The organism is Streptomyces dioscori (assembly GCF_003024195.1).
In the GTDB taxonomy this organism is placed as follows: Bacteria; Actinomycetota; Actinomycetes; order Streptomycetales; family Streptomycetaceae; genus Streptomyces; species Streptomyces dioscori.
Genome location: NZ_KZ679038.1, coordinates 719,937 through 743,802, shown reverse-complemented (window position 1 = coordinate 743,802; position 23,866 = coordinate 719,937). Strand labels below are relative to the sequence as shown.

At 70.6% G+C, this 23,866-nt stretch carries 18 protein-coding genes; 9 read left to right on the top strand and 9 right to left on the bottom strand.

Annotated elements, in window-relative coordinates; translation table 11 throughout:
* The first annotated feature begins 60 nt into the window (after positions 1 to 60).
* The 8 genes from C6Y14_RS03215 (at position 61) to C6Y14_RS03180 (ending at position 9,486) form a co-directional block, all read left to right on the top strand.
* The gene (locus C6Y14_RS03215) at positions 61 to 2,220 is read left to right on the top strand and encodes a hydantoinase/oxoprolinase family protein (protein ID WP_107014860.1); all 2,160 of its coding nucleotides are present in this window, start codon (positions 61 to 63) and stop codon (positions 2,218 to 2,220) included.
* Positions 2,217 to 2,810 carry a hypothetical protein gene (locus C6Y14_RS03210; protein ID WP_107014859.1) on the top strand — a complete coding sequence of 198 codons (594 nt, stop codon included), beginning with the start codon at positions 2,217 to 2,219 and terminating at the stop codon, positions 2,808 to 2,810. The genes C6Y14_RS03215 and C6Y14_RS03210 overlap by 4 nt, the downstream gene beginning before the upstream one ends.
* 3 nt (positions 2,811 to 2,813) lie before the next feature.
* Complete coding sequence (locus tag C6Y14_RS03205; protein WP_107014858.1) at positions 2,814 to 4,100, top strand: TRAP transporter large permease subunit; 1,287 nt, start codon at positions 2,814 to 2,816, stop codon at positions 4,098 to 4,100.
* 53 nt (positions 4,101 to 4,153) lie between these two features.
* The gene (locus C6Y14_RS03200) at positions 4,154 to 5,191 is read left to right on the top strand and encodes a glycoside hydrolase family protein (RefSeq protein ID WP_107014857.1); all 1,038 of its coding nucleotides are present in this window, start codon (positions 4,154 to 4,156) and stop codon (positions 5,189 to 5,191) included.
* Between the two features lie 154 nt (positions 5,192 to 5,345).
* Entirely contained in the window at positions 5,346 to 6,533 is a 1,188-nt protein-coding gene (locus C6Y14_RS03195) for a glycoside hydrolase family 64 protein (protein WP_107014856.1), read from the top strand.
* Positions 6,534 to 6,657: 124 nt separating this feature from the next.
* A complete protein-coding gene (locus C6Y14_RS03190; RefSeq protein ID WP_404828704.1) occupies positions 6,658 to 7,182 on the top strand; it encodes a hypothetical protein in 525 nt (174 codons plus the stop codon).
* A 136-nt stretch (positions 7,183 to 7,318) separates the two neighbouring features.
* Positions 7,319 to 8,830, top strand: a complete 1,512-nt coding sequence (locus C6Y14_RS03185) for an MFS transporter (RefSeq protein WP_107014855.1) — start codon at positions 7,319 to 7,321, stop codon at positions 8,828 to 8,830.
* A complete protein-coding gene (locus C6Y14_RS03180; protein ID WP_107014854.1) occupies positions 8,827 to 9,486 on the top strand; it encodes a TetR/AcrR family transcriptional regulator in 660 nt (219 codons plus the stop codon). The genes C6Y14_RS03185 and C6Y14_RS03180 overlap by 4 nt, the downstream gene beginning before the upstream one ends.
* 144 nt (positions 9,487 to 9,630) lie before the next feature.
* Here the strand turns inward: C6Y14_RS03180 and C6Y14_RS03175 are convergent, their stop codons facing one another.
* From C6Y14_RS03175 to C6Y14_RS03145, 7 genes are all read right to left on the bottom strand, one after another.
* Positions 9,631 to 11,655, bottom strand: a complete 2,025-nt coding sequence (locus tag C6Y14_RS03175) for an FAD-dependent oxidoreductase (RefSeq protein WP_225890859.1) — start codon at positions 11,653 to 11,655, stop codon at positions 9,631 to 9,633.
* Between the two features lie 124 nt (positions 11,656 to 11,779).
* Entirely contained in the window at positions 11,780 to 13,150 is a 1,371-nt protein-coding gene (locus C6Y14_RS03170; protein WP_107014852.1) for a cytochrome P450, read from the bottom strand.
* 215 nt (positions 13,151 to 13,365) lie between these two features.
* Positions 13,366 to 14,562 carry a hypothetical protein gene (locus tag C6Y14_RS03165; protein ID WP_107014851.1) on the bottom strand — a complete coding sequence of 399 codons (1,197 nt, stop codon included), beginning with the start codon at positions 14,560 to 14,562 and terminating at the stop codon, positions 13,366 to 13,368.
* An 87-nt stretch (positions 14,563 to 14,649) separates the two neighbouring features.
* Positions 14,650 to 16,167: an arabinosylfuranosidase ArfA gene (gene arfA / locus C6Y14_RS03160; RefSeq protein ID WP_107014850.1), complete on the bottom strand. Its 1,518-nt coding sequence runs from the start codon at positions 16,165 to 16,167 to the stop codon at positions 14,650 to 14,652.
* 58 nt (positions 16,168 to 16,225) lie between these two features.
* Entirely contained in the window at positions 16,226 to 17,113 is an 888-nt protein-coding gene (locus C6Y14_RS03155) for a carbohydrate ABC transporter permease (protein ID WP_107014849.1), read from the bottom strand.
* A gap of 2 nt (positions 17,114 to 17,115) precedes the next feature.
* Complete coding sequence (locus C6Y14_RS03150; protein WP_107014848.1) at positions 17,116 to 18,024, bottom strand: carbohydrate ABC transporter permease; 909 nt, start codon at positions 18,022 to 18,024, stop codon at positions 17,116 to 17,118.
* A 102-nt stretch (positions 18,025 to 18,126) separates the two neighbouring features.
* Positions 18,127 to 19,494: an extracellular solute-binding protein gene (locus tag C6Y14_RS03145; RefSeq protein WP_225890858.1), complete on the bottom strand. Its 1,368-nt coding sequence runs from the start codon at positions 19,492 to 19,494 to the stop codon at positions 18,127 to 18,129.
* 322 nt (positions 19,495 to 19,816) lie between these two features.
* Between C6Y14_RS03145 and C6Y14_RS03140 the strand changes: the two genes are divergently transcribed.
* Positions 19,817 to 20,842: a LacI family DNA-binding transcriptional regulator gene (locus C6Y14_RS03140; RefSeq protein ID WP_107014846.1), complete on the top strand. Its 1,026-nt coding sequence runs from the start codon at positions 19,817 to 19,819 to the stop codon at positions 20,840 to 20,842.
* 109 nt (positions 20,843 to 20,951) lie between these two features.
* Here C6Y14_RS03140 and C6Y14_RS03135 read toward each other — a convergent pair whose 3' ends face one another.
* Positions 20,952 to 21,794, bottom strand: coding sequence for a class I SAM-dependent methyltransferase (locus tag C6Y14_RS03135; protein ID WP_107014845.1), 843 nt, complete (start codon positions 21,792 to 21,794; stop codon positions 20,952 to 20,954).
* A 44-nt stretch (positions 21,795 to 21,838) separates the two neighbouring features.
* Positions 21,839 to 23,785 carry a glycoside hydrolase family 9 protein gene (locus C6Y14_RS03130; RefSeq protein WP_107014844.1) on the bottom strand — a complete coding sequence of 649 codons (1,947 nt, stop codon included), beginning with the start codon at positions 23,783 to 23,785 and terminating at the stop codon, positions 21,839 to 21,841.
* Positions 23,786 to 23,866 lie beyond the last annotated feature (81 nt).

The following is a 23,866-nucleotide window of genomic DNA, read 5'->3' as shown; positions in this document are numbered from 1 at the left end:
CCGCGTCCGGCCCGACCCGGTGTCGTACATGACTGACAGAGCACAAGGAGGTGCCCAGACATGACCACCCACAGAATCCGCGTCGGCATCGACGTCGGCGGAACCTTCACCGACGCCGTGGCCGTTGACGCCACGACACTGAGCCTGCTCGGCCAGGTCAAGGTCCCCACCAGCCACCACCACGAGGACGGTGTCGCCCACGGCATCGTCGAGGCACTGGACCGGCTGCTGAGGCAGATCGGCCGCGATCCCGCCGACGTCGCGTTCCTGGCCCACGGCACCACCCAGGCGACCAACGCCCTGCTGGAGGGTGACGTCGCCACCGTCGGCCTGATCGGTATCGGCACCGGACCCGGCGCCTTCCTCACCAGCCGCCTCGCCGCCCTCGGCCGACTCGAACTCGCCCCCGGCAAACGGCTTCCGCTCGTCTACGCCCATGTCGCCGACCCCGACGACACCGGCGCCGTACGCACCGCGGTCGAGCAGGTCACCGCCGCGGGGGCCCAAGTCCTCGTCGCCACCGAGCCGTTCGCCGTCGACCGGCCCGAAGGCGAGCAGTCCGTACTGGAGACCGCCCGTACCGCCGGGCTCCCGATGACGGCCGCGCACGAGATCACCTCGCTGTACGGGCTGCACAAGCGCACCCGGACCGCCGTCGTCAACGCGGCCATCCTGCCGCGCATGCTCGCCACCGCCGACCTCGTCGACGCGTCCATCACCAAGGCGGGCATCACCGCGCCGCTCATGGTCATGCGCTGCGACGGCGGAGTCATGGCGCTCGACGAGATGCGCCGGCGCCCCCTGCTGACCGTGCTGTCGGGCCCGGCGGCCGGAGTCGCCGGAGCCCTGATGCAGGAGCGGATCAGCGAGGGCGTCTTCCTCGAAACGGGCGGCACCTCCACCGACATCAGCGTCGTGCGCCGGGGCAAGGTCGCCGTCCGGCACGCCACGATGCTCGGCAAGAGCTCGTACCTCAACGCCCTCGACGTCCGCACGGTCGGTGTCGGCGGCGGCTCGATGGTCCGCGTCGACCTCGGCCACGGTGACCAGGGACGCGGCGGCCAGGCCCGTGTCACCGCCGTCGGACCGCGCAGCGCCCATATCGCGGGGCTGCCCTACGCCTGCTTCGCCGACCCGGAAGAACTGCGCGACGCCACCCTGGCCACCGTGCGTCCGATGCCCGACGACCCGGCCGACCACGCCGTCCTGGACGCGGCGGGCGGCCGGTACGCCATCACCATGACCTGCGCCGCCAACGCGCTCGGCCGCGTCCCGGAAGGGGACTTCGCACGCTGCGACCAGGAGGTGGCGAAGGCCGCGATCGCCCCGCTCGCCGCCGCCCTCGGCGTGGACGTGCCGACGGCCGCCGCCCGCATCCTCGACGCGGGCGCCGAGCAGGTGAAATCGGTCGTCGACAAGATCGTGCGCGACTACCGGCTCGACGCCGACACCGCGATCCTCGTCGGCGGCGGGGGAGGAGCCGCCACCGTCACCCCGCACCTCGCGGCGCTCACCGGCATGGAAGGCAGGATCGCCCGGCACAACGAGGTCATCAGCCCCATCGGGGTGGCCCTGGCCCTGGTGCGCGAGCAGATCGAACGGATCATCCCCGGCGCCACCCAGGAACAGATCCTCGCCGTACGGGCCGAGGCCGAGCAGGCCGTCGTCGCCCAGGGCGCCGCCGCCGACGGGGTCGAGGTCGAGGTGACCGTCGACCCGCAGACCAGCACCGTCCGCGCCATCGCCACCGGCGCCACCGAACTGCGTACCCAGGACCGCTCGCACAGCGCCGACGACGGCGAACGCCTCGCCGCGGCGGCCGCCAGCCTCAAGACCGACCCCGGCCGGGTCAGCGTCCTCGCCGGCACCCCCGCCCACACGGTCTACGGCACCGAGGTGCGCCGCCGGCTGCGGGCTCCGCGCCATCCCGTGCGTGTCGTGGACGCCGACGGTGTCGTACGGCTGCACGCCGCCGACGCGCAGGTGGCCGCCACCACCGTCGGGGCAGCCCCCGAACTGCTGAGCAACCTCGTCCGCGAGGCGACCTCGTACGGCGACGGCGGGGTACGGGCGCCCGCGCTGCGGCTGCTGCTCGGCTCCCGGATCGCCGACCTCTCCGGGGTCCTCGACCCGCAGCCGCTGCTCGCCCTGGCCCGCAGCGAGATGCGGGACCGGGCCGCCGACGAGCCCGTGGTCGCCGTGGTGGAGGTGCGGTCATGAACCGCGCCCTCGCGACCACCGCGGACCCGGCCGCCCACCAGGCCACCGACGACCTCGATCTCGCGGTACGCCTGCTCGCCGGCACCCCCACCCACGAGGGCCGCGACCCCGCCCTCCTGCGCGAATGGGCCGAGGCCGCCGACGCGTTCGGCGCGGCCCTCGAACCCGGGCCGTGCCGCGCCCGGATCGTGGAACGCGACGACGGGCTCGAAGAACTGCTGCTCGCCCGCTACACCTCGCGTCCCGCGACCGTCGAGATCTACGTCGACACCGTCGACCGTGCCGAGCGGCTGATCGACGAACTCGGCTGGCGCTCCTGGTATCCCGTGGGGTCCGTGCGCGCCGCGGCCCTCGCCCACGAGAGCGCGCACGAGCACTTCCACCACAAGGACACGCGTGCCGCGCTCAAGGCGGCGATCGGGCACACCGCGCTGCGGCTCGGCCGCCTCCGGGTCCTCGCCCATGTCGCGGGGGCCGAGGAGATCGCCGCCCACGCCTACGCCCGTACCGTCTGCGGACTCGGCCGCAGCCCCCTCCTGCTGACCGCCGCGCTGGCCGCCGCGGTCGGCGCGCCAAGAAGAGAGAACTGAGCCATGGGTGTCGTCATCCTGCTCGTCATGGCCGCGGGTGTCGCCGCCATGCTGACCCGCAAACTGCCCACGGCGTTCGCGCTCGTCCTCCTCGCCGTCGTCATCGCCTTCGTCGCCGGCGCACCGCTGACCGGCGAGAACAGCGTCATCGACACCGTGCTCCAGGAGGGCGCGCCCGCGCTCGCCGCCACCATGATCGCGATCGTGCTGGGCTCGTGGCTCGGCAAGCTCCTGGAGGAGACGGGGGTCGCCGCCACCCTCGTACGCAAGATCGTCGAGTTCGGCGGGGACCGCCCGGTCGTCGTGGCCCTCGGTGTCCTGGCGGTCTCCGCGCTCGTCGGCACCGTCACCGGGTCCGCGCCCGCCGCGATGCTCGCGGGCCTCATCGGCATCCCCGCGATGATCGCGGTCGGTATCCCGAAGGTGACCGCCGCCGGGACCATCCTCATGGGCATCGCCGTCGGCATCCCCTTCGAACTGCCGCTGTGGCAGTTCTTCTCCACCGCCCTGGAACTGCCCGTCCCGACCGTCCGCGGCTTCATGGTGAAGCTGTTCCCGTTCGCCCTGGTGGCCGCCGTCCTGTACGTGTTCGTCGAGTCGCGCCGCCGGGGCGTCGAACACACCTGGTCCCTCAAGTCCGTCCAGGACAAGCCCCGTTCACCCAGCCGTCGGCAGCGGCTCGGCGACGCCCCCTGGTACGCCCTGCTCACCCCGGCCGTGCCGCTGATCCTCGCCCTGGGCTTCGAACTCGCCATCATCCCGTCGCTGCTGGCCGGCGTCCTCTACGCGCTGGTCACCACCACCCGCCCCCGCGAGATGAACAAGCGCCTGCTGCGCACCCTGTACGGCGGATTCGAGGTCGCGGCCCCGCCGATCGCCCTGTTCATCGCCATCGGCATCCTGCTGGCCGCGGTGAAACTGCCCGGCGCGGTCGAAGCGCTCGAACCGCTGGTGAAGGCGGTCAGTCCGCAGAACGCCGTGCTGTTCGTGGGTGTCTTCACGCTGCTCGTGCCGCTGTGCCTGTACCGGGGGCCGCTGAACGTATTCGGCCTTGGCGCCGGGATCGCCGGTGTCCTCATCTCCACCGGGATCTACCCGGCCGCGGTCGTCCTCGGCATGGCCACCTCGTACAACCAGGTCTTCGGCGTCGCCGACCCCACCAGCACCCAGACCGTGTGGGCCGCCCAGTACGCGGGCGTCTCCCCGCAGCAGGTCATGGTGCGCACCCTGCCGTACGTGTGGGCCGTCGCGCTCGGCGGGCTGTGCGTCACCGCCGCCACCTACCTCTGACCCACCTCCGACCGACCCCTGACCCACCCCCGCTTCTCTTCCTGGAGTCGACCATGAATGAGCCGCGTCCCGCCCGTCGTCTGTTCCTGCGTGCCGGTGCCGCCACCGGCGCCGCGCTGACCGTGGGCGGACTCACCGCCCCGGCCGCGTCGGCCCTCACCGCGGAGGGGGCCGCCGCCCCGGCCGTGGCCGCCGCACCCGGCGGATTCCCCGACTACAAGTACGTCCGCACCCTGCTCACCCCGTCCCAGCTGAAGTACAACCCGACGGGCGAGATCATCTTCCCGTGCATCCGGGGCACGGCCGGCCGCCTCGCCAACCCGCTGGGCAGGTACTACCTGTACTACGGGCCGCACGACGCCCCCGGCGGCATCTGCCTGGCGTACGGCGACTCCCTCGAAGGCCCGTTCACGGAGTACCCGGACAACCCGATCGTCTCCAACAACTGGCAGCCGCACTACAAGGTCAGTCATGTCGCGTCCGCACACGTGATGTGGATCGAGGCATCCAAGGAGATGTGGATGTACTTCCACGGGGAGAACACCACGACCCGCCTGGCCCGCTCCAAGGACGGCATCAACTTCACCTACGACAAGGTCGTCCTGTCCACGTCCATGCTGCCCAGCGGCACGACCGAGACGTCGTACGCCCGCGTCTTCCCCCACGAACTGCCGTCGCGCGGCGCCCACTTCGTGATGGTCTTCATGCTGAACAACACCTCCAACCACCGTGACATCCACTGGGGCTGGTCGGCCGACGGACGCAACTGGACCTTCGACCAGCAGCCGCTCGTGCGGCACGCGGACGTCGGAGCCGTCAACGTCGGCGGTCCCCATCTGCTGTACCGCAACAACAGCACGTACGTCGTCTACAACAAGGACAAGGCGAGCGGCGGCGACATGATGATCACCGAGGTCGGCAACGACTTCAGCAAGCGCACGCACCTCGGCGTCTTCTACGACTCCCGCAGCGCGGCGCCGGAGAACGGTCGCGCAGCCGCCCCCTCGTTCGGTACGGACGGCGGTGTCCCGTACATGATCTACGAGGCGGGGGAGCGGCTCGCGGGGTCGATCGCGATGGCCCGCGGCTGACGTTCCGCGCCCGCGCCTCTCAGGCCGGAAGGCCGACGTCAAGCGATGTTGGTCTAGACCTTGACGTGTTCGCCTCATGGGAGCACTCTGAGAGCGCTCTCATGAGGAGTCGAACGGTCCGCTTCCACCTGGTAGGAGGACGAGCGTGCTAGCCATGCGAAGAATGCTGGTGCCCCTGGTCGCCGCGGCGGCCGTCGCCACGGCGCTGACGGCGGTGGGACCCGTGTCCCACGCCGAGGCCGCGGTACCCACGACCATCCCGCTCGAACTCAAGAACAGCTCCGGGCGCGGCGACCAGGTCTACGTCTACGTCATCGGGACCCTGCTCTCGACCGGCCAGCAGGGGTGGGCCGACGCCAACGGCACCTTCCACGCCTGGCCCGCGGGCGGCAACCCGCCGACCCCGGCGCCCGACGCCTCGATCGCCGGCCCGGCCAACGGCCAGACCAAGACGATCCGTATGCCGAAGTTCTCCGGCCGGGTCTACTTCTCGTACGGGCAGAAGCTGGTCTTCAAACTGACCACCGGCGGGCTCGTGCAGCCCGCGGTGCAGAACCCGTCCGACCCGAACGCGAACATCCTCTTCAACTGGACCGAGTACACCCTGAACGACGCCGGGCTGTGGATCAACAGCACACAGGTCGACATGTTCTCGGCCCCGTACGCGGTCGGAGTCAAGACCGCCGCCGGCACCGTCAAGACCACCGGACACCTCAAAGCCGGCGGCTACAACGCCTTCTTCAACTCCCTGCGGAGCCAGTCCGGCGGCTGGGCCAACCTCATCAGGACCCGCTCCGACGGTACGATCCTGCGCGCCCTCGCACCCGGACACGGCATCGAGGCCGGCGCGCTGCCGGGCACCGTCATGAACGACTACATCAACCGGGTGTGGACCAAGTACGCCACCTCCACCCTGACGGTGACACCGTTCAAGGACCAGCCCGCCACCAAGTACTACGGCAGGGTCTCCGGCAACGTCATGAACTTCACCAACAGCGCCGGTGCGGTCGTCACGTCGTTCCAGAAGCCCGACTCGGACAGCGTCTTCGGCTGCTACAAGCTGCTGGACGCGCCCAACGACCTCGTACGCGGACCGATCTCCCGCACCCTGTGCGCGGGCTACAACCGTTCCACGCTCCTCACCAACTCCAACCAGCCCGACAGCGGTTCGGCCGGCTTCTACCAGGACGCGGTGACCAACCACTACGCCAAGAAGATCCACGAGCAGATGGCCGACGGCAAGGCCTACGGCTTCGCGTTCGACGACGTCGGCGCCCACGAGTCGCTGGTCAACGACGGCAACCCGCAGACGGCGTACATCACGCTCGACCCGTTCAGCTGAGAGGACCGACAGCTGAGAGGACCGACAGAGCTGGGCGCGAGTGGTGAACGGCCCGAACGCCTCCTCCGTATCCCTGGTGGACACCGCCCGCTCGCGCGGGACCAGCACGGATACGGAGAGGCACGTGCCACAGCAGCCGAAGCAGCCACAGCGGCGACGTACCGGCCACGCCCTTGTCGCCCGCGGGGTACGCGCTGTCGCCCTGGTCGGCGGCCTGGCCCTGCTGCCGCTGGCCACGGCCTGCGGCGGGGACGAGGACGGCGACGCGAAGGGCAAGCCGGCGGAGACCTCCGCGATGTCCGCGCCCTCCGCCGGCGTGGTGGCACCGGCGAAGGTCGAGGTGATCGCCGGCCTGACCGGCTGCAAGGTCAAGATCCGCACCGACGCGGACGAACTGCGCGAGGGCGTCTGCGACACCGCCGACGGCGACTACCTGATCACCACCTTCCCCGCCGAGAAGTACAAGCTGACCTGGCTCGACAGTGCCTCCATGTACGGGGGCAAGTACCTGGTCGGCCCGCAGTGGGCCATCAGCGCGAAGCCGAAGATGCTGGAAACGCTGCGCACGAAGGTCGGCGGGACCATCGAGGACCTGGATGCCGCGCGCACGGCGGCTCCCGCGGTACCGCCAGGCCCGAAAGCCTCGTAGCGAGACGCGGCACGGACAGCTGGTGAATGGGAATTCACCAGCTGTCCGCAGCTATCCGGAACAGTTGGTGAACAGCCATTCATGAACTAAGGTGAATGGCTGTTCACCATGCCGTGTCTCGCTTCGGGGAAGTGCCATGCAGGATCCGATACCCAGGGAGCCCTCCCGCACCGGGGGGTCCGCGTCCACGGAGGGGCTCCGTGCCCGGCTGACGGTCCCCGTCCTCGCGTACGGCGGCATCCTGATGGCGGTCATGCAGACCGCCGTCGTGCCGCTGCTCCCCGACCTGCCGCGGCTGACCGGATCGTCCGCCGCCGCCGTGTCGTGGACCGTCACCGCGACGCTCCTCGCGGGCGCGGTGCTGACCCCGGTGCTCGGCCGGGCCGGAGACATGTACGGCAAGAAGCGCGTCCTGCTCCTCGCCCTCTCCCTCATGACCGCCGGGTCCGTGCTGTGCGCGCTGACGTCGGACATCCGGGTGCTCATCGCGGCGCGGGCCCTCCAGGGAGCCGCGGCGGCGGTCGTACCCCTGTCGATCAGCATCCTGCGGGACGTACTGCCGCCCGAGCGGACCGTCTCGGCCGTCGCCCTGATGAGTTCCACGGTCGGGATCGGGGCGGCCCTCGGACTGCCGCTCGCGGCGCTCATCGTGCAGTACGCGGACTGGCACACCATGTTCTGGGTGTCGGCCGCGCTGGGCGCGGTGGGGCTGGGACTCGCGGCGTGGACGGTGGACGAGTCGGCCGTCCGGCACCCCGGCAGGTTCGACACGCTCGGCGCGCTCGGACTGGCCACCGCCCTGATCTGTCTGCTCCTGGCCGTCTCGCAGGGCGGTGAATGGGGATGGGGCAGCGTGCCGGTGATCGCGCTGTTCACGGGCTTCGCGGTCACCCTGGCCCTGTGGTGGTGGCAGCAACTGCGCGCCGAACGGCCGTTGGTCGACCTAAGGCTCGCCGCCCGGCCACGCGTGGCGCTGCCGCATCTGACCGCCCTGCTCGTCGGATTCTCCTTCTACGCCAACTCCCTGGTCACGGCCCAACTCGTGCAGGCACCCGAGGGCACCGGGTACGGACTGGGTCTGTCGATCGTCGGGGCCGGACTGTGCCTGCTGCCCAGCGGCGTGATCATGCTCTTCCTGTCACCGGTCTCCGCCCGCATCTCGCTGTCGCGCGGGCCCCGCGTGACGCTGGCCCTGGGGGCCGTCGTCATCGCGTGCGGGTACGGCATACGCATCCTGGACAGCCGCGACCTGTGGGTGATCGTCCTGGGCGGCGCCATCGTGTCGGCGGGCACGGCTCTCGCCTACTCGGCCCTGCCCACGCTGATCCTGGCCGCGGTGCCCGCCGCGCAGACCGGCTCGGCGAGCGGCGTCAACGTGCTGATGCGCACCATCGGCCAGGCCGTGTGCAGTGCCGCCGTGGCCGCCATACTGGTGCATCACATCAGCCCGGTCGGCCGACTGGCGCTGCCCAGCCTGCGGGGCTATCTGCTGGCCTTCGCGATGGCCGGTGCGGTCGCACTGGCAGGATGCGCGATGGCCCTGGCGATACCGGGTCACGTCGAGCGGGAGAAGCCCGGCCGGTTCTCGCGACGGCGGCGCGGCGGACAAGCCGCGGCAAAGCTGCTGGAGGGAGCAGGGGAATCATGAGGCCCGCGAAGACCGCGAACTCCTTCGAGGGTTCCACCGGAAAGGCTTCCGGGACGTCCTCCGATGCCGGGGCCGGTGAGGGGACGGCGGCTACGGACAGCGGCGGTCCGAGCCGCCGGGACGCCGAGGCCACCAAGGCGGCGATCCTGCGCGCGGCCCGCCACCTCCTCGCGCGCCACGCCCACGCGGACATCACGCTCAAGGCCGTGGCCGAACGGGCCGGTGTCAGCCCTCCCCTGATCATGAAGTACTTCGGCAACAAGGAGACGCTCTTCGCACGGGTGATGTCCTTCGAGGAGGACGCGGCCGTCCTGCTGGACGCGCCGCTGGCCGGCCTCGGGCGCCACATGGTCCGCCACGTCCTCGTCAGCCAGAGCGAACGCGGCGCCGACCCACTGCTGAGGATCGTCTTCGCCCCGCTCCAGGGCACACAGGGAGACACGCTCCGCGCCAACTTCCGTACCCAGGTGAGCGACCGGCTCGCGCTGCGTCTCGACGGCCCGGACGCCGGACTGCGTGCCGAACTCGCCGTGGGCATGCTGCTCGGCCTCGGCGTGATGTACGGCATCGCGCGGGGCGGCGCACTGCGCACGGCGCCGCTCGACGACGTCGTCCAGCGGTACGCCCCCGCTGTCCAGGCACACCTGACACCGTGAACCGGCGACAGGGCCGAGACGACAGGGCCGGGGCGACAGGGCCGGGGCGACAGGACCGAGACGACGGGGCCGACCGGTCGTGGGGGACACCCCGACCCGTCGGCCCCGTCGGCCCCGTCGGCCTCACCGGCCGAACGGACATCGTCAGCCCGTGTGGACCTTCAACGCCGTCCTGACGGCGGACTCCAGGGCGCCCTCGATCCAGGCGGGTTTGATGGACGTGTGGCACCCCGCGAAATGAATGGGCCCCTCCGAGGTGGGGATGTCCGGGAACAGTTCCGTGTGCTGGCCAGGAAAGAGCACGGAGGCCTCCCCGTAGGCGTAGTGGTCGCGCATCCACGACTGGGTCTTGCACTTGGTCGTGAAGAACACCTCGCAGCGCCGCCCGAAGACGGCCTGCACCCCGGCGAGCGCCCGCAGATACCGCTCCTCGTCGGCGTACGCGTCCCACTTCAGGGCGTCGTCGGACCAGCTGTACGAGGCGAGGACGATGCCTCCGTCACTGCCCTCCATCGGATGGGCGTGCTCGAAGAACATGAACCGGTTGGCGTTGTCGCTGACCGAGCCACCGCCCCGGACATGTGAGGCCTCGGGGTCGTCGAGCACGGCGGGCCTGAAGGCGCCGAAACACTCCTTGAGCTCGCCGGGGACGGTCACTCCCAGGTCCCGTACGGTCCGGTGCGCGCCGAGGTGCCTGCCGTCCCTGACCTGGCCCTTCTTGTACCGGGTGTAGAGGCCGTCCTCGATGGAGTCCAGGGCTTCCTCCCACTGCTGCTCGGTGAACTCCCACCAGCGCTGGGAGAACTCCAGCAGCACCTTGGTCGCGGCGTCGTAGTGCAGCTCGGTGATGGCCCGGCGCTTGCCGTAGGTCAGCGGCGGGTCGAAGGCCACATGGCGCAGCCCGGAGAACGGCACCGTGACGATCACCTCGTCACCCTCGAACACCTCCGTGGTGCCACCCTTGCCGGTCTGGCAGTCCTCGGAGACGGTGTGCACCCGCACCGTGCCGCCGTCGCGTTCGATGCGTACGGCACGCCTGTCGAGCCGCACCTTGCCCTTCACCGGCGCGTACAGCGCGTCGACGAGCTTCGCGGTGCCGCCCTTGAGCTCCCAGAACTTGGTCTTGGGGTCGATCAGCGCGCTGCCCAGGAAGCTGTGCAGGAAGGAGAGATGGAGCCGTGAGGTCAGGTTCTGGACGGTGCCGACGAGGTCGATGGTCCTGGTGTCGAGCCCGGCGACCTCGGTGAGGTAGCGGTACATGGACCAGTGGCCGTACCGCTTGAGGACCTTGACCCAGCCCTCGACGAGAGCCGATCCCTCCTTGCCGCGGATGAGCAGGTGCGCCGGTTCGAGGGCGTCCGCGAGGATGGCGGCGGCGGTCCTCGTACGGTTGGGGCCCGTGACGCCGAAGGTGTCGTTGATCTTCGCCGGGTCCTCCTCGTACTCGGCCTTGCGCATATGGACGCCGTTGATGTGCATCCAGGTGCGGTTGGCCCGCTTCGTCGGGTTGTCGACCTCGACGTCCACCAGCAGGAACTCCTGGCGGGGGAGGTCGAACTTCCTGATCAGCGCCATGAGGAGCGGGTGGCTCTCGGGCAGCCGCATCGCCCCGGCCTCGGCGTACTGGGCGGGGTCGGCGAAGGGCTGCTCGCCGTTCTCGTGGCCGCCCTTGCGGAAGGTCTTGATCCGGCCGCCGACGCGGTTGTCGTTGGCCTCGATGACGACCACGTCGTGGCCCACGCGGTTGAGCAGATCGGCGGCGAGCAGACCGGCAGGACCGGCACCGACGATCAGGATCCGCTTCGAGGCCCTGGCCCCGCTCGACGGCAGCCCGCTCTCGATGGCCTTCAGATAGGACGGGACGAGCGACTTGTCGTTCTTGTCGAAGACCACGATGGCGCGGGCGACCGTGGTGTACGCCGCCGGATCGGTGCCGCGCGGCACCGCGGCCGGCGCCGCCGAGGGTGTGGTGACAGGGCTCAGCGCGGTGGCCGGGGCGGCCGTGGCCGCGGTGAGCCCGGCGGCAAGGACCGTGGCACCGGTCACCGTGACCACCGAACGGCGTGTCGGTGGCGCGCTGTTCGCGTCGGGCAGGCCTGAAGCGGTCACGTCCGAGGTGGCCAGGTCCGCGGTGGTCAGGTCCGGAGTGTTCATGTCGTGTGTACTCATCAAGATCATGCTTGGTGCGCGACCGGCGCGGAACCAGGGCATTCACACGGACGGGGAGCTCAAACCACTCGTTCCGTCATATGACCGGGCGGCCCTGGTCAACGCCCCTGTGAGAACCGGACGTTCACCCTGGAAACTTGGGTGACGTGCTCCGCGGGCCGACGGTCATCAGCAGGGTCCTGGGGCGTACGGTGGCCCGGGCCACCGGCTCGACGGTCTGCCCCGGCGCCAGGGTGAAGCGCACCTCGCGCGTGATCGTCGCGATCGCGGTGATCAGCTCGGTGAGCGCGAACCGGTCGCCGATGCACTTGTGTCTACCGGCCCCGAAAGGCAGGAACGCCCCCGCGGGCAGCCGGGCCTGCGCGTCGTCCAGCCAGCGGTCGGGGTCGAAGTCGAGGGGATCGGCGAAGAGTTCGGGATCGCGGTGCAGGGCGTGCTGGCAGTAGGCCAGTTCCGTACCGGCCGGCACGGTCCACTCCCCGAGGCGGGTGTCCGTGACCGTGCGCCGGGTGACGAGCCATCCGGTGTGGTGCAGCCGCAGGGTCTCGGTGATGACACGGTTGAGGTAGGGGAGCCGCATGACGTCGTCGAAGGTGACCGGCCGCTCCCCGAGCACGTCCGCCAGTTCGGCCTGGACACGGGCCTCGACGGCGGGGTCGCGGGCCAGTTCGTACAGGACCCAGGACAGTACGGACGCCGTGGTCTCGGTGCCGGCCACGGCGAGTGTGAGGATCTCGGAGCAGATCTGCTCGTCCGTGAGGGGCGCGCCGGTCTCCTCGTCCCGGGCGCGCAGCAGCATCGACAGCATGTCGCCGGTGTCGTGGCCGGAGGCCCGCAGTGCGCCGAGCGCTTCGTGGATGGTGGCGCGTACGGCGTCCCGGGCCTCGTTGAAGCGGCGGTTGAAGGGCAGGGGCAGCCGCTCGGCCCAGTCGGGGAGCATGACGCGCGCCCCGACGCCGTTCATGACCACGGACAGATCACTGCGCAGCCGCAGGAACGTTTCCTTGTCGAGGCTGCCCGAGAAGACGGTCTTGGCGAGCATGTCGAGGGACAGTTCGACCATCGCCTCGCGGACGTCGACCGCCTCACCGGGCCGCCAGCGGGAGACGACCGCCTCGGCTTCGTCGCGCATGATGTCGACGTACCGGGCGATCTCGGTGTGGGTGAACGCCGGCTGCAACTGACGTCGCTTGCGGACGTGTTCCTGACCGGCAGCGGTAACCACGCTGTCACCCAGGAGCTGACCCATCTTCTCGAAGAACCGGCCCTTGTCGAGGCTGGGGCCGAGGTCCACGAGCATCGTGCGGATCAGTGCGGGGTCCTGGACGATGAGGGTCCGGGTGCCGGGCTGAAGGGTTATCTCGACCACGGGACCGTAGGTCTCGCGGAGCGAGGCGATGAAGCCGAGGTTGTCGCGCATGAGCTGTATCGCGTGGCCCAGCAGCGGGAGGGAGCCCGCCGCTCTGGGAATGGGGGGAGGCGTGGCGACCGTCACTTGGATCAGCGCTCCTTCACAAGGTTCACGGGCGCATTCATCAATGCCCAACTCGGGCCCGATTGCACTCCGGAACGTGAAGTGGTCTTTACCACGTGTGACGGCCCGCGGAACGGGCAGGCAGCGGCGGAACCGGTCCCGACGGCTGTGGCACAGCAGTGGGCCGACCGCGACGACGTGTCGCGATCGGCCCACAGGTCATGAGGTGAAGAGACTCAGGAGGACGGTACGGACTTGGTGGCGAAGTACGGTTTGCATATGCCACCGTCCCAGTCGGTGGCGATCTCCAGCAGGCTGGTGCCGTTCGCCGACGGCAGCAGGGCCGAGCTGTAGTTGGGGCAGTAGTCGACGACCGTCGACGAGACGGTGACGGGCGCGGCGATCTCCCGCCAAGTGCCGCTGCCGCCCGCGCTGTTGACCCACACCGTCTTGTTGTTCCCGGCGGCCACGCTGCCGTCCTTGTTGTACAGGACCTGACCGATCAGGAAGAGCCGGCCCAGCGGATTGCCGGCCTCGGGGGACCAGGCCACGGTCGGCGCGTGCTTGAAGTACTTGCCGTCGGCCGTCTCGGGCCGGTGGCCGAGGAACGGCCCGCTCGACCAGTCCCAGCCGTCGGGCGAGGTCCGGTAGTGCACGACGCACTGATACTGGCCGGGGGCCGCGCAGATCTCGTACGACATGAAATAGGTGCCGTTGCCGAGCTTGCGGACGACCGCCATGCCGGGCCGGTCGGAGACCAGGGAGCTGACCACGGTGGCGTGGTGGCCCGTCCAGGTCGTGCCGTTCGAGGTGCGCGCGGCCATCAGCTTCTGGCTGTGGGCCGCGTCGGTCTCGTCCGAGTAGTGCGCGACCAGCTGCCCGGAGGCGTCGACGGAGAACTCGGGCTCCCACAGGCCGCCGGTGCTGCCCGCGGTCGCGATGGTGGACAGGTAACTCCAGGTGCGGCCCACGTCGTTGCTCTTGAAGACCCGCAGCGCCATGCGCCGGTCGGTCTCGTCCTGGCCGACCGAGGCGGCCCAGAGCAGGGTGCCGGCGGGCAGGCTCCCGATGGCCCGCGGGAGTTCGAAGAGCGTGGAGCAGCACAGGCCCTGGCCGCCCGCCGCCTCCGGGTCTGCGACCGCGCCGACCTGGCGGAAGGATCCGCCCGAGTCGGTGCTCTCGTAGATGGTCCCGAGTCCGTTGTTCCCGGAGAAGGTGACCACCGACGACAGGACGCGGCCGTTGGCGCTCCCGTTGTACGCGAGACGGATGGCCCGGGGGTACAGGCCGGTGTCGTTGCGCAGGACGGTGCCGCTCGCCGCGCCGGCCGTGCCGGTCTGCGCGGTGAGCAGCGCCGCCAGGAGCGCGACCAGCGCGGAGAGGAGGGCGGCCAGGCGGAGTGGGGGTATGGGGGTACGTGGTCTTGCCGACATCAGATGCTCCCAATGGGGTGGGGGTCGGATCTGTTCGGTCGGTGACGCCGAAGGCGGCGTCACACAGCAGGGGGCGGCGAGCGGGGGTCAGGCGCCGGGGACCAGGCGGATGACGTGCCAGGACACCGGGGCCAGTCGGGCCTCCAGGGCGCCGTCGGCCGAGACCTCGGCTCCGCCGTCGGCGCGCGGGGTCACGCGGTCCGGCTCGGCCTGGGTGTTGACGGCGTCCGGGTCCTGGTCGGCCAGGACGAGGTGCTCAAGGACCCGGTAGCCGGACAGCGCGCCGCGCAGCTCGGCCCGCAGGTTCAGTGACTCCTCCTGGCCGCGGTTGACGGCGAGGACGGTCACCGCGCCGCTCTCCTCGTCGTACGTCACCACCGAGTCGAGCGCCGGCACGTCACCGTGCCGCTCGGTGTCGATCCGGGACCCGGTGACCTCGGTGCGCAGCACCTTGCCGGTGGCGAACCGGGCAGCCTGGGCGAACGGGTGGAAGATGGTCTGGCGCCAGCTGGGGCCGCCCGGTTCGCTGCGGATGGGGGCGATGACGTTGACGAGCTGGGCGAGGCACGCGATGGCCACCCGGTCGGCGTTGCGCAGGAGCGTGATGAGCAGCGAGCCGACGACGACGGCGTCGGTCACGCTGTAGGTGTCCTCGATCAGTCGGGGCGTCTCGGCGGTCTCCAGGTTGCGCTCGCCGACGAACCGGGCGGCGTACCAGACGTTCCACTCGTCGAACGAGAGCCTGATGTGCTTCTTGGCGCCGCGCGCGGCCCGGACGTGGTCCGCGGTGGCGACCACGTCGCGGATGTACTGGTCCATGTGCGCCCCGGAGGCCAGGAAGCTGGCGCGGTCGCCGTCGAACTCCTCGTAGTAGGCGTGCAGGGAGAGGTAGTCCACTTCGTCGTACGTCTGCTCCAGGACCTCGCGCTCCCAGGTGCCGAAGGTCGGCATGGCCGCGTTCGAGCTGCCGCAGGCGACCAGTTCGATGGTCGGGTCGACCTGGCGCATCGCCTTGCCGGTCTCGGCCGCGAGCCGGCCGTACTCGGTGGCCGTCTTGTGGCCGGTCTGCCAGGGGCCGTCCATCTCGTTGCCCAGGCACCACAGCTTGACGTCGTGCGGCGCCGAGTAGCCGTGCTTGATCCGCAGATCGGACCAGGCGGTGCCACCGGGCTGGTTGCAGTACTCCACCAGGGCGCGGGCGGCGTCGATGCCGCGCGTGCCGAGGTTGACCGCCATCATCGGGTCGAGGCCCTGCTCCTTGGCCCAGGTGAGGAACTCGTTGGTGCCCACCTGGTTGGTCTCGATGGAGCGCCAGGCCAGGTCGAGCCGGCGGGGCCGCTCGGCGGCCGGACCGACGCCGTCCTCCCAGTGGTAGCCGGAGACGAAGTTGCCTCCGGGGTAGCGGACCAGGCCCGTACCCAGCTCCCGTACGAGGTCGGCGACGTCCGTGCGGAAACCGGCGGCGTCCGCCGAGGGGTGCTCGGGCTCGTAGATGCCGGTGTAGACGCAGCGTCCCATGTGCTCGACGAACGTTCCGTACAGGCGCGGGTCCACCTCCCCGACGGTGAACTCGGGGTCGACGGTGAACCGTGCGGTGTGCGGCATGCTGGAGCCTTTCTCAGGGGTGTGAACTCTTGGGGCGTGAACCGGCCTGTGGCTGGGACTACTTGAGGCCGGTTCCGGCGATGCCCTCGACGATGCGGCGCTGGAACAGCGCGAACACGGCGAGGAGCGGGATGGCGCCGAGCACGGCGGAGGCCATCAGCTGGGCGTAGGGGACGCCGAACACGTCCTGTACGGAGGTCAGTCCGACGGGGAGGGTCATCATCTCCGGGTCCGTGACGACGAGCAGCGGCCACAGGAAGTTGTTCCAGACCCCGACGAACACGAAGATCGTGACCGCGGAGATCACCGGCCGCGAGATGGGCATGACGATCTGCCGGTACGTACGCAGCCAGGACGCGCCGTCCGCGCGGGCCGCGTCGATGAGCTCCCTGGGGATGCCGTCGAAGAACTGCTTGAAGACGAACACAGCCACCACATTGGGTACTTGCGGCAGCACGACGCCCCAGTAGGTGTTGAGCAGGCCCGCCTCCTGGAGCGCCAGGAACTGCGGGATCATCAGTACCTGACCCGGGATCATGATCCCGGCGAGGAGCATCACGAACGCGACGCGGCGCGCGCGGAAACGGGTCTGCGAGAGCGCGAAGGCCGCGAGCGAGCCGGCCAGCACCGTGAGCACGGTCGTCAGGATCGAGGTGATGAAGCTGTTCGCGTACCAGTAGGGCAGCTTCCCCGCGTCGAAGATGTCCCCGTACGCGGCGAGGGTGGGGTGGGCCGTGAACCAGCTGGTGGGGTCGGTGATGACCTCCTGGGAGGGCCGGATCGAGGTGGCGAGCGCCCAGGCGAGCGGCACCAGCCACAGCAGCGAGAAGGCGACGAGGACGCCGAGGGCCACCCGGTTGAACAGGCGCTCGGCGTCGTACTTCCGGCGCGGCTCGGCCACGGGGGCCGGCTGCTCGGTCACGGGCGGTGTGGCGGTGGCGGTCATGATCAGCGCTCCTTCTCGGCGCGGCGGACGAGGGCGAACCAGACGAGCGAGACCAGCAGGATCACCACGAAGAGCAGCAGCGAGACGGTGGACGCGTAGCCGACGCGGCCCTCGACGAAGCCGGTGTCATAGATGAGCTGGAGCGAGGGCCTGGTGCTTCCGTCGGGGCCGCCGTTGGTCAGCATGTAGATCTGGTCGAAGACCTTCAGGGAGGCGACGACCTGGAGGACCGTGACGAGGGTCGTGGTGCGGCCGAGCATCGGCACGACCACATGGCGGATGCGCTGCCAGGGACCGGCTCCGTCGATGGCCGCGGCCTCGTGCACGGACCGCGGGATGTCCTGCAGACCGGCCAGGTACAGGACGAAGTTGAAGCCGAGCGTCCACCACACGGTGGCGGCGGCGATGGAGATCATCGCCCAGTCCGGGTCACCGAGCCAGGACGGCGGGGTGTCCACGCCGACCCAGGTCGCGGCCTGCTGGGCGAGGCCCACCTGGTCGGCGTAGATGAAGGTGAACATGAGCGCGACGACCGCCGAGGGCAGCACGAACGGCGCGAAGAAGGCGAAGCGGAAGAACCAGCGTCCCCGCACGAAGCGGTCGGCGAGGATCGCCAGCACCAGACTGAGCAGCACCAGGGGGACGGTGGTCAGCACGGTGAACCACAGCGTGTTCTTGAGCGTCCGCCAGAACTCGCTGTCGCCCAGCACGGTCGAGTAGTTCGAGAAGCCGGCGAAGTCGCCGAGGCCCGACTTGAGCAGGCTGGTGTCGAAGAAGCCGGCCACGACGGTGTAGATCAGCGGCCCCACCAGGAAGACCAGATAGAAGAGGGAGAAGGGCAACAGCATCCCCGGACCGGCCCAGCGGTCACCTCTGCCTCGGGCCTTGGTCGGTGCGGTTGTCGTGGCCATGGGACGGCCCTTTCAGTCAGGACATACGGGATCTCACGACGTACGGGGGCCCGATGCGGGCCGTGATGGAGACAGTGGGAGCGGTGGCGGGCGCCGGACGGGTTACACGGGCGAGGGCCGGCTTGCCAGCTCGCGCAGTTCGCGCTTCATCCGGGCGGCTCCGGCCGTCGGGCTGGTGGCTCCGGTGAACACCGAGGTCACGGCGTCGCCGATGACGATCTGCAGGCTGCTGCCCGCACCCCCGTACCAGGCGGCCGGGTCGTAGGCGGCCCCGTCGGCGGCGGCCGCGTAGTGCGATTGCGGTTCGAGGGCCTTGTAGGACGCCGACCGCTGCGTCGGCAGCCAGGCGGGGATGTGGCCGCCCTCCGCCCACAGCTTGCTGGAGCCCAGCAGGGAGGCGATGAAACCGAGGGAGAGGTCGAGGCGCTGGGCCGAGTCGGAGGGCGCCTTCGGCAGGACGAGGGAGTGCGAGTCGGCGGCGCAGGCGTAGGGCGCGTCGTCGAAGATCCGCGGCAGGGGCCGCATGTCGAACTTCACCTTCGAGCCCTGGACCGTGAGCACCTGCCAGACACCGTCCATCAGGAACCCGGCCTTGCCGGTGGTGAGCATCGTGATGGCACCCGGGCCGTCGGTGGTCGTCGGGACGACCTTCTCCGCGGTGAGCCGGCGGATGTACGCGAGGGCCTCGGCCGCGGCCTCCGTGTCGATGACGACCTTCCTGCCCTGGTCGGCGACGAGATCGCCGCCGCTGATCTGCCGGTAGAACGACCAGAAGAGCCGGAACTGCGTCGAGGCGTCCTTCACCGAGGCGATCGAACCGCCCCACTGCCCGGTCACCTCCTTCGCCGCGCGCAGGGCGTCGATGAACGCGTCGGGCCCGTCCACGTCCGTCAACTGCCCCTTGCCGTCGAGCAGTCCGGCCTTCTCGGCGATGTCGGTCCGGAAGTAGAGCACGAAGGGGTGGGTGTCGAGCGGGATGGCGTACAGCTTCCCGTCCAGCTGCGACTTCTTCCACGGCCGCGCGTCGAACTTGTCCTCGGTCAGCCCGTGCCGGGCCAGATCGGCCGGCTGGATCTCGGCGAGCAGACCCGCCTCGGCGAGCGTCGGCACCTTCGACAGATGGCTGATGGCGACCTGCGGCGGCCGGTCGCCGAGCGTGGCGAGGGTGAGCTTCGTGTAGTACGGGTTGCCCCAGACGAAGGTCGCCGACTTCAGGTCCGTCTTCCTGTGCCCGGCCCGGTAGGCGGCCTGCATCGCGAGCAGCCGCTCACCGTCACCGCCGGTGAAGGGATTCCAGAAGTTCAGCCGGTCCGGGGTGGGCGACCCGCCGGTGAACCCCTGCGCGAGGGTGCTGTCACAGCCGGAGAGCGCCGCGGCCGAGGCAGCGACGGCACCGAGCGACAGGGTGCCGCGCAGCAGTCGGCGCCGGGACGGAGCGGGCGGGGAGGTGTGCGGCGTGCGGTCCCGCATGGGCATGCGTCCTTCCACGGCGGAAAACTCAGGGAGTACAACGTTGGAATGGGAGATCGAACCGATCCGCTCGGTCACTGGGTCGAGGCGGTTACAACGTTGTATCCCCGGGGAAATGTGACGTCAACACTTCTGCACGAACTTCCTGTTCGACGAGCCGTCGACGCCATATCGGTCGATATCGCCCAACAGGTCAGCGAAGCTATTACAACGTTGGAACATGGCTTACGCTGAGCAGCGCACCGGACCGAAAGGCGTGACGGAGCAACGCGGAAGGCGGCCGTCGGCCGGAAGGAAGTCGGGGGAGGGAGGGGCGACCACCATGGCAGGTGCACGCCTCAAGGACGTCGCCGAGCGCGCGGGCGTATCGATCAAGACCGTCTCGAACGTCGTCCGCGGTGAGGTCCGGGTCGCGGAACAGACCCGGGAACGGGTGCTGCGCGCCATAGCCGAACTGAACTACCAGCCCAACGCCTCCGCACGCCATCTGCGCACCGGCCGCAGCGGCATCATCGCGCTGGCCGTGCCCGAACTGGTCGCCCCCTACTTCGCGGAACTCGCCGCCGAGGTCATCGCGGCCGCCAAGAAGCGCGGCTGCACGGTCCTCATCGAGGACACCGGGGGAGATCCCGCCGAGGAACTGCGCATCGCCTGCGGACTCAGCGACCCCCTCATCGACGGCGTACTGCTCAGCCCGCTCTGCCTCGACGAGACCATGCTCGCCAACCGTGAGCGCCGCGTACCTCTCGTCCTCCTCGGCGAGCAGTCGTACAAGATCCCGGCCGATCACGTACTGATCGACAACTCCGCGGCGGCGCGCGAGGCGACCGAGCACCTGCTCAAGCTCGGCCGGCGGCGCATCGGGGTCATCGGTCAGCCTTCGGACCGGGCCCACGCCACGACCGTGCAGCGCATGCACGGCTTCCTCACCGCACTGCACGCCGCCGGGGTGCCGCACGACCCCCGACTCGTCCCGGACACCGGCGAGTTCACCCGCGCCGACGGGGCCGCGGCCATGCGGGTGCTGCTCGCCCTGGACGAACCCCCGGACGCCGTCTTCTGCTTCAGCGACCTGCTCGCCTCCGGCGCGGTGCGCACCGCGCACGAACACGGGCTGCGCGTACCGCAGGACCTGGCGGTCGTCGGCTTCGACGACATCCAGGAGACCCGCTACAGCGTCCCGTCGCTGACCACGGTGTCACCGGACAAGCGCGAGATCGCCGAACTGGCCGTGGACGCCGTGCTGCACAGGATCACCACTGACGCGGAGGCCCCTCACACGCGACTCATCGCGGGGTACGAGCTGGTGGTGCGGGAGAGCACGCGGACGGATCCGCCGACGGCGTGACCGGTCGCTGACCTGGCACTGTTCTGCCGCTGCCCGATCGCTGCCCGATCGCTGTCCGGTCGCTGTCGGTTCGTGAAGAGTGGCTGGGCGTCCTGTGCGGGAGTGGGTCTCAGCGGGGGGCCGCCCCCCAGATGTGGATCTCCGTGCCCGGCTGGCGTGCGGAGAAGAGGCCCGTCGGGGAGGCCGCGCGCAGCAGTCGGCGTACGTCGTCCTCGAAGCCGTCCCGATGCGCGCCGAACAGATGCGGGGCCGAGAACGACATCGAGAAGACACCCGCGACGACGTCGTCACTCGTGCGCTCCAACGCCTGCCCGCCGGAAACCACATGCCGTCGGGGGCCGGTGAAGCCCGCCCGGTGGAACACCGCCGCCTCGCCGCCGGGAGTCCCGTGCGGCAGTACGCCCCGGCCGGCCCGGCGGACCGGCCCCAGGTAATCGCTCACCAGCTCTTCCAGGGCCGCGTACGGCACGGCCGGATGCGGCAGGCCTTCGACGGTCCGGGTCTCCGTCTTCAGGTCGGAGATGTGCACCAGCGCTCCGCCCGGCCGGAGCATGTCCCGCACGGTGGCCGCCACCAGGTCCCGGTCCATCCAGTGGAACGACTGGGCGAAGACCGCGACGGTGAACGTGCCGAGGCCGGCGGGCAGTTCCTCGGCCCGGGCCCGGACCCACCGCGTCTTCCCGCCCACCCCGCGCTCGGTGGCCGCACGGGCGGCCTCGGTGATCATCCCGCGGTCCGGGTCCACGCCGACGACCTCGCCGAACAGGTCCACCAGACCCAGGGCGACGGTGCCGGGTCCGCACCCCACGTCGAGGAGGCGTCCTCGTCCGTCCAGTTCCAGGATCTCGGCGAGCGCGTCCGCCAGCCCGGGGGCGTACGGGAGTCTGCCGCGCCGGTAGTGGGCGGCCGTGCCGAGGAACAGGGTGTCGTCCCACTCCCAGTCGGTGGTCATGTCCGCCTTTCGGCCGGTATCTCCGTCGGAGCGTCCGCGTGAGACTACCGTTCGCCGGCTCCCGCGGTCAGGGCGAAGGCCAGCAGTGCCGTCGTGGTGAAGTCCAGCGAGGGCTCCACGGTCTGCCAGGCGCCCACGTCGTCCAGGTACCGCGCGCCCTTGCCGTCGAAGTCGCTCCAGGCCCCTTCCGGCGGGGCGGCCGTGCACTTCTTCATCGTGGGAAAGCTGTTCAACTCCTCCAGTTTCGCGGCGGCGTTGGGTCCGTTGACGACCGCTCCCCGCAGGATGGCGCCCGTGCCGTCGAGGCTGCCTCCGAGGTTGGCCAACTGGTGCTCCGGGCAGTGCGGATAGACCTCACCCGCGCCGATCATGAAGCTGGTGCCCCACGGGTTGGCGCCGAGGGCCCAGCCGCGCTGCCGGCCGGCGAAGGCCGCGTACCGCGTGTCCCCGGTGGCCCGGGCGTAGAGACGGGCCGTGGCCACCAGCCCGAAGGTGTGCGGGACGGCGTCGAAGTCGTCGTAGACGGCACCGGCCCCGAACGGGTCGTCCCCGGCGCGGCCGACCCCGTCCTCCAACTGGCGGCGCAGATCGTCGTACAGGTCCGCCGCCGCGATCCCGTGCGCCCGCCCGCCGTCCAGGACGGCGGCCAGGTCCACGTGGGCCAGGGCGCTGACATCGGCGACGCCCAGCGTGCCCCGGACGTCGGAGCGCAGATACGCCCCGGCCCACCGGGCCGCGTCGTCGGCCCAGTCGCCCTCCCGGTCGTCCCCGAGCGCCTGCGCGGCCAGGGCCAGTTCGGCGCCGCCGAACTCCATGTCGTCCTGCCAGGAATCCTCGGGGTAGAAGTTGCCGGGGCTCGCGGTGAGGGGCGGCTCGTCGGGATCGGGGGCGGTGTCGGCCAGGGCGTAGACGTCGGCGGCCTTGTCCAGCCACTCCCGGGCCCGCTCGGGGTCATCGGTGGCGGAGCGCTGTGCGGCGAGGGCGAAGACCGCGGCCACCCGTCCCGCCAGACTGGCGCTGACCCCCTCGCCCGGTTCGGCCGCGCGGAAGACCGGCCGGTGCTTGATCGTGTAGTCCGGGTCCCCGGGTGACACGTCGAGCCGGTCGTCGGCCTCCGGAAGCCGCCACACGTCGTGGTCCGTCCGTACGGCGTCGTTGCCCGCCCCGATGCCGACCTGTGCGTAGAGGGTCTCGGTGTCGCCGTCCCACATCTTGTCCAGCCAGGCCAGCCCGTGCGTGGCCTCGTCGGACAGCTCCGTCATCCCGGGCAGGTCGCGCTGCGCGAGCAGGAGTTCGGCGACCGCATAGGAGGTGGTGCCGGTGAACTTGAGGAAGTCCCCCGCGTCGAACCAGCCGCCCGAGACGTCGACCCGCTCACCGGCCGGAGTCAGCTCCTCGTCGAGCAGCCAGGTGCCCTCCTCGTCGTACTCCGGCGGCTCGTAGACGGTCGCGTCCTGGTCGGCCAGATGCGAGGGACCGTGCCGCAGGGAGTTCCGGGGGCCGCCGGTGAACACGTCGGCCCCGTCGCGCTGCGCCTGCAGGAAGCGGACGTTGTCGCGCACGAGCGGGGTCATCAGCTCGCGGGCTCCGGCCACCCGGAAGGCGGGCGAGCGGCCGGCCGCGCTCCCGGTCAGGACGATGCGGTAGGTGCCGGGCGTGTTCAGCGCGGAGAGATCGACGGTCCGTACCGAGGGGTACTCGGCGTTCCAGCGGCCGGTGACGGCTCCGAGCCGCCCCGCGGTGACCACGTCGTCGGTCCCGGCGTCGACGACCTTGAAACGTGCTCCCGCGAGTGCTGCCGCGGGTCCCATGACGTAGGCCCGTTTCGTCTCGCCGCGCGCGTAGCCGACCTGGTCGACCCTGACGGCCACGTCGGTCGCGGGAACCCCGTCGCCGCCGAGGGGCAGCCCGTGCAGGCCCGCGACGACGAGCAGGGTACCGAGTCCCGCGGCTGCGGCGACCACCAGCCGGGAAGTGCGCGGAGAGTTCATACGCCTACGGTGCCGGAGCTTTCATGAGATGAGGATGAGGACGGGTGGGGGTACGGCGGTATGGGTCCGAGCACATGGAGG

Excerpts from the sequence above, each read along its gene's own strand:
- C6Y14_RS03135 (WP_107014845.1), bottom strand. The coding sequence starts at position 21,794 with ATGACCACCGACTGGGAGTGGGACGACACCCTGTTCCTCGGCACGGCC.
- C6Y14_RS03145 (WP_225890858.1), bottom strand. The coding sequence starts at position 19,494 with ATGCGGGACCGCACGCCGCACACCTCCCCGCCCGCTCCGTCCCGGCGC.
- C6Y14_RS03180 (WP_107014854.1), top strand. The coding sequence starts at position 8,827 with ATGAGGCCCGCGAAGACCGCGAACTCCTTCGAGGGTTCCACCGGAAAG.
- C6Y14_RS03215 (WP_107014860.1), top strand. The coding sequence starts at position 61 with ATGACCACCCACAGAATCCGCGTCGGCATCGACGTCGGCGGAACCTTC.
- C6Y14_RS03195 (WP_107014856.1), top strand. The coding sequence starts at position 5,346 with ATGCGAAGAATGCTGGTGCCCCTGGTCGCCGCGGCGGCCGTCGCCACG.
- C6Y14_RS03155 (WP_107014849.1), bottom strand. The coding sequence starts at position 17,113 with ATGACCGCCACCGCCACACCGCCCGTGACCGAGCAGCCGGCCCCCGTG.
- C6Y14_RS03200 (WP_107014857.1), top strand. The coding sequence starts at position 4,154 with ATGAATGAGCCGCGTCCCGCCCGTCGTCTGTTCCTGCGTGCCGGTGCC.
- C6Y14_RS03140 (WP_107014846.1), top strand. The coding sequence starts at position 19,817 with ATGGCAGGTGCACGCCTCAAGGACGTCGCCGAGCGCGCGGGCGTATCG.
- C6Y14_RS03130 (WP_107014844.1), bottom strand. The coding sequence starts at position 23,785 with ATGAACTCTCCGCGCACTTCCCGGCTGGTGGTCGCCGCAGCCGCGGGA.
- C6Y14_RS03210 (WP_107014859.1), top strand. The coding sequence starts at position 2,217 with ATGAACCGCGCCCTCGCGACCACCGCGGACCCGGCCGCCCACCAGGCC.
- C6Y14_RS03150 (WP_107014848.1), bottom strand. The coding sequence starts at position 18,024 with ATGGCCACGACAACCGCACCGACCAAGGCCCGAGGCAGAGGTGACCGC.
- arfA (WP_107014850.1), bottom strand. The coding sequence starts at position 16,167 with ATGCCGCACACCGCACGGTTCACCGTCGACCCCGAGTTCACCGTCGGG.
- C6Y14_RS03185 (WP_107014855.1), top strand. The coding sequence starts at position 7,319 with ATGCAGGATCCGATACCCAGGGAGCCCTCCCGCACCGGGGGGTCCGCG.
- C6Y14_RS03175 (WP_225890859.1), bottom strand. The coding sequence starts at position 11,655 with ATGAGTACACACGACATGAACACTCCGGACCTGACCACCGCGGACCTG.
- C6Y14_RS03165 (WP_107014851.1), bottom strand. The coding sequence starts at position 14,562 with ATGTCGGCAAGACCACGTACCCCCATACCCCCACTCCGCCTGGCCGCC.
- C6Y14_RS03205 (WP_107014858.1), top strand. The coding sequence starts at position 2,814 with ATGGGTGTCGTCATCCTGCTCGTCATGGCCGCGGGTGTCGCCGCCATG.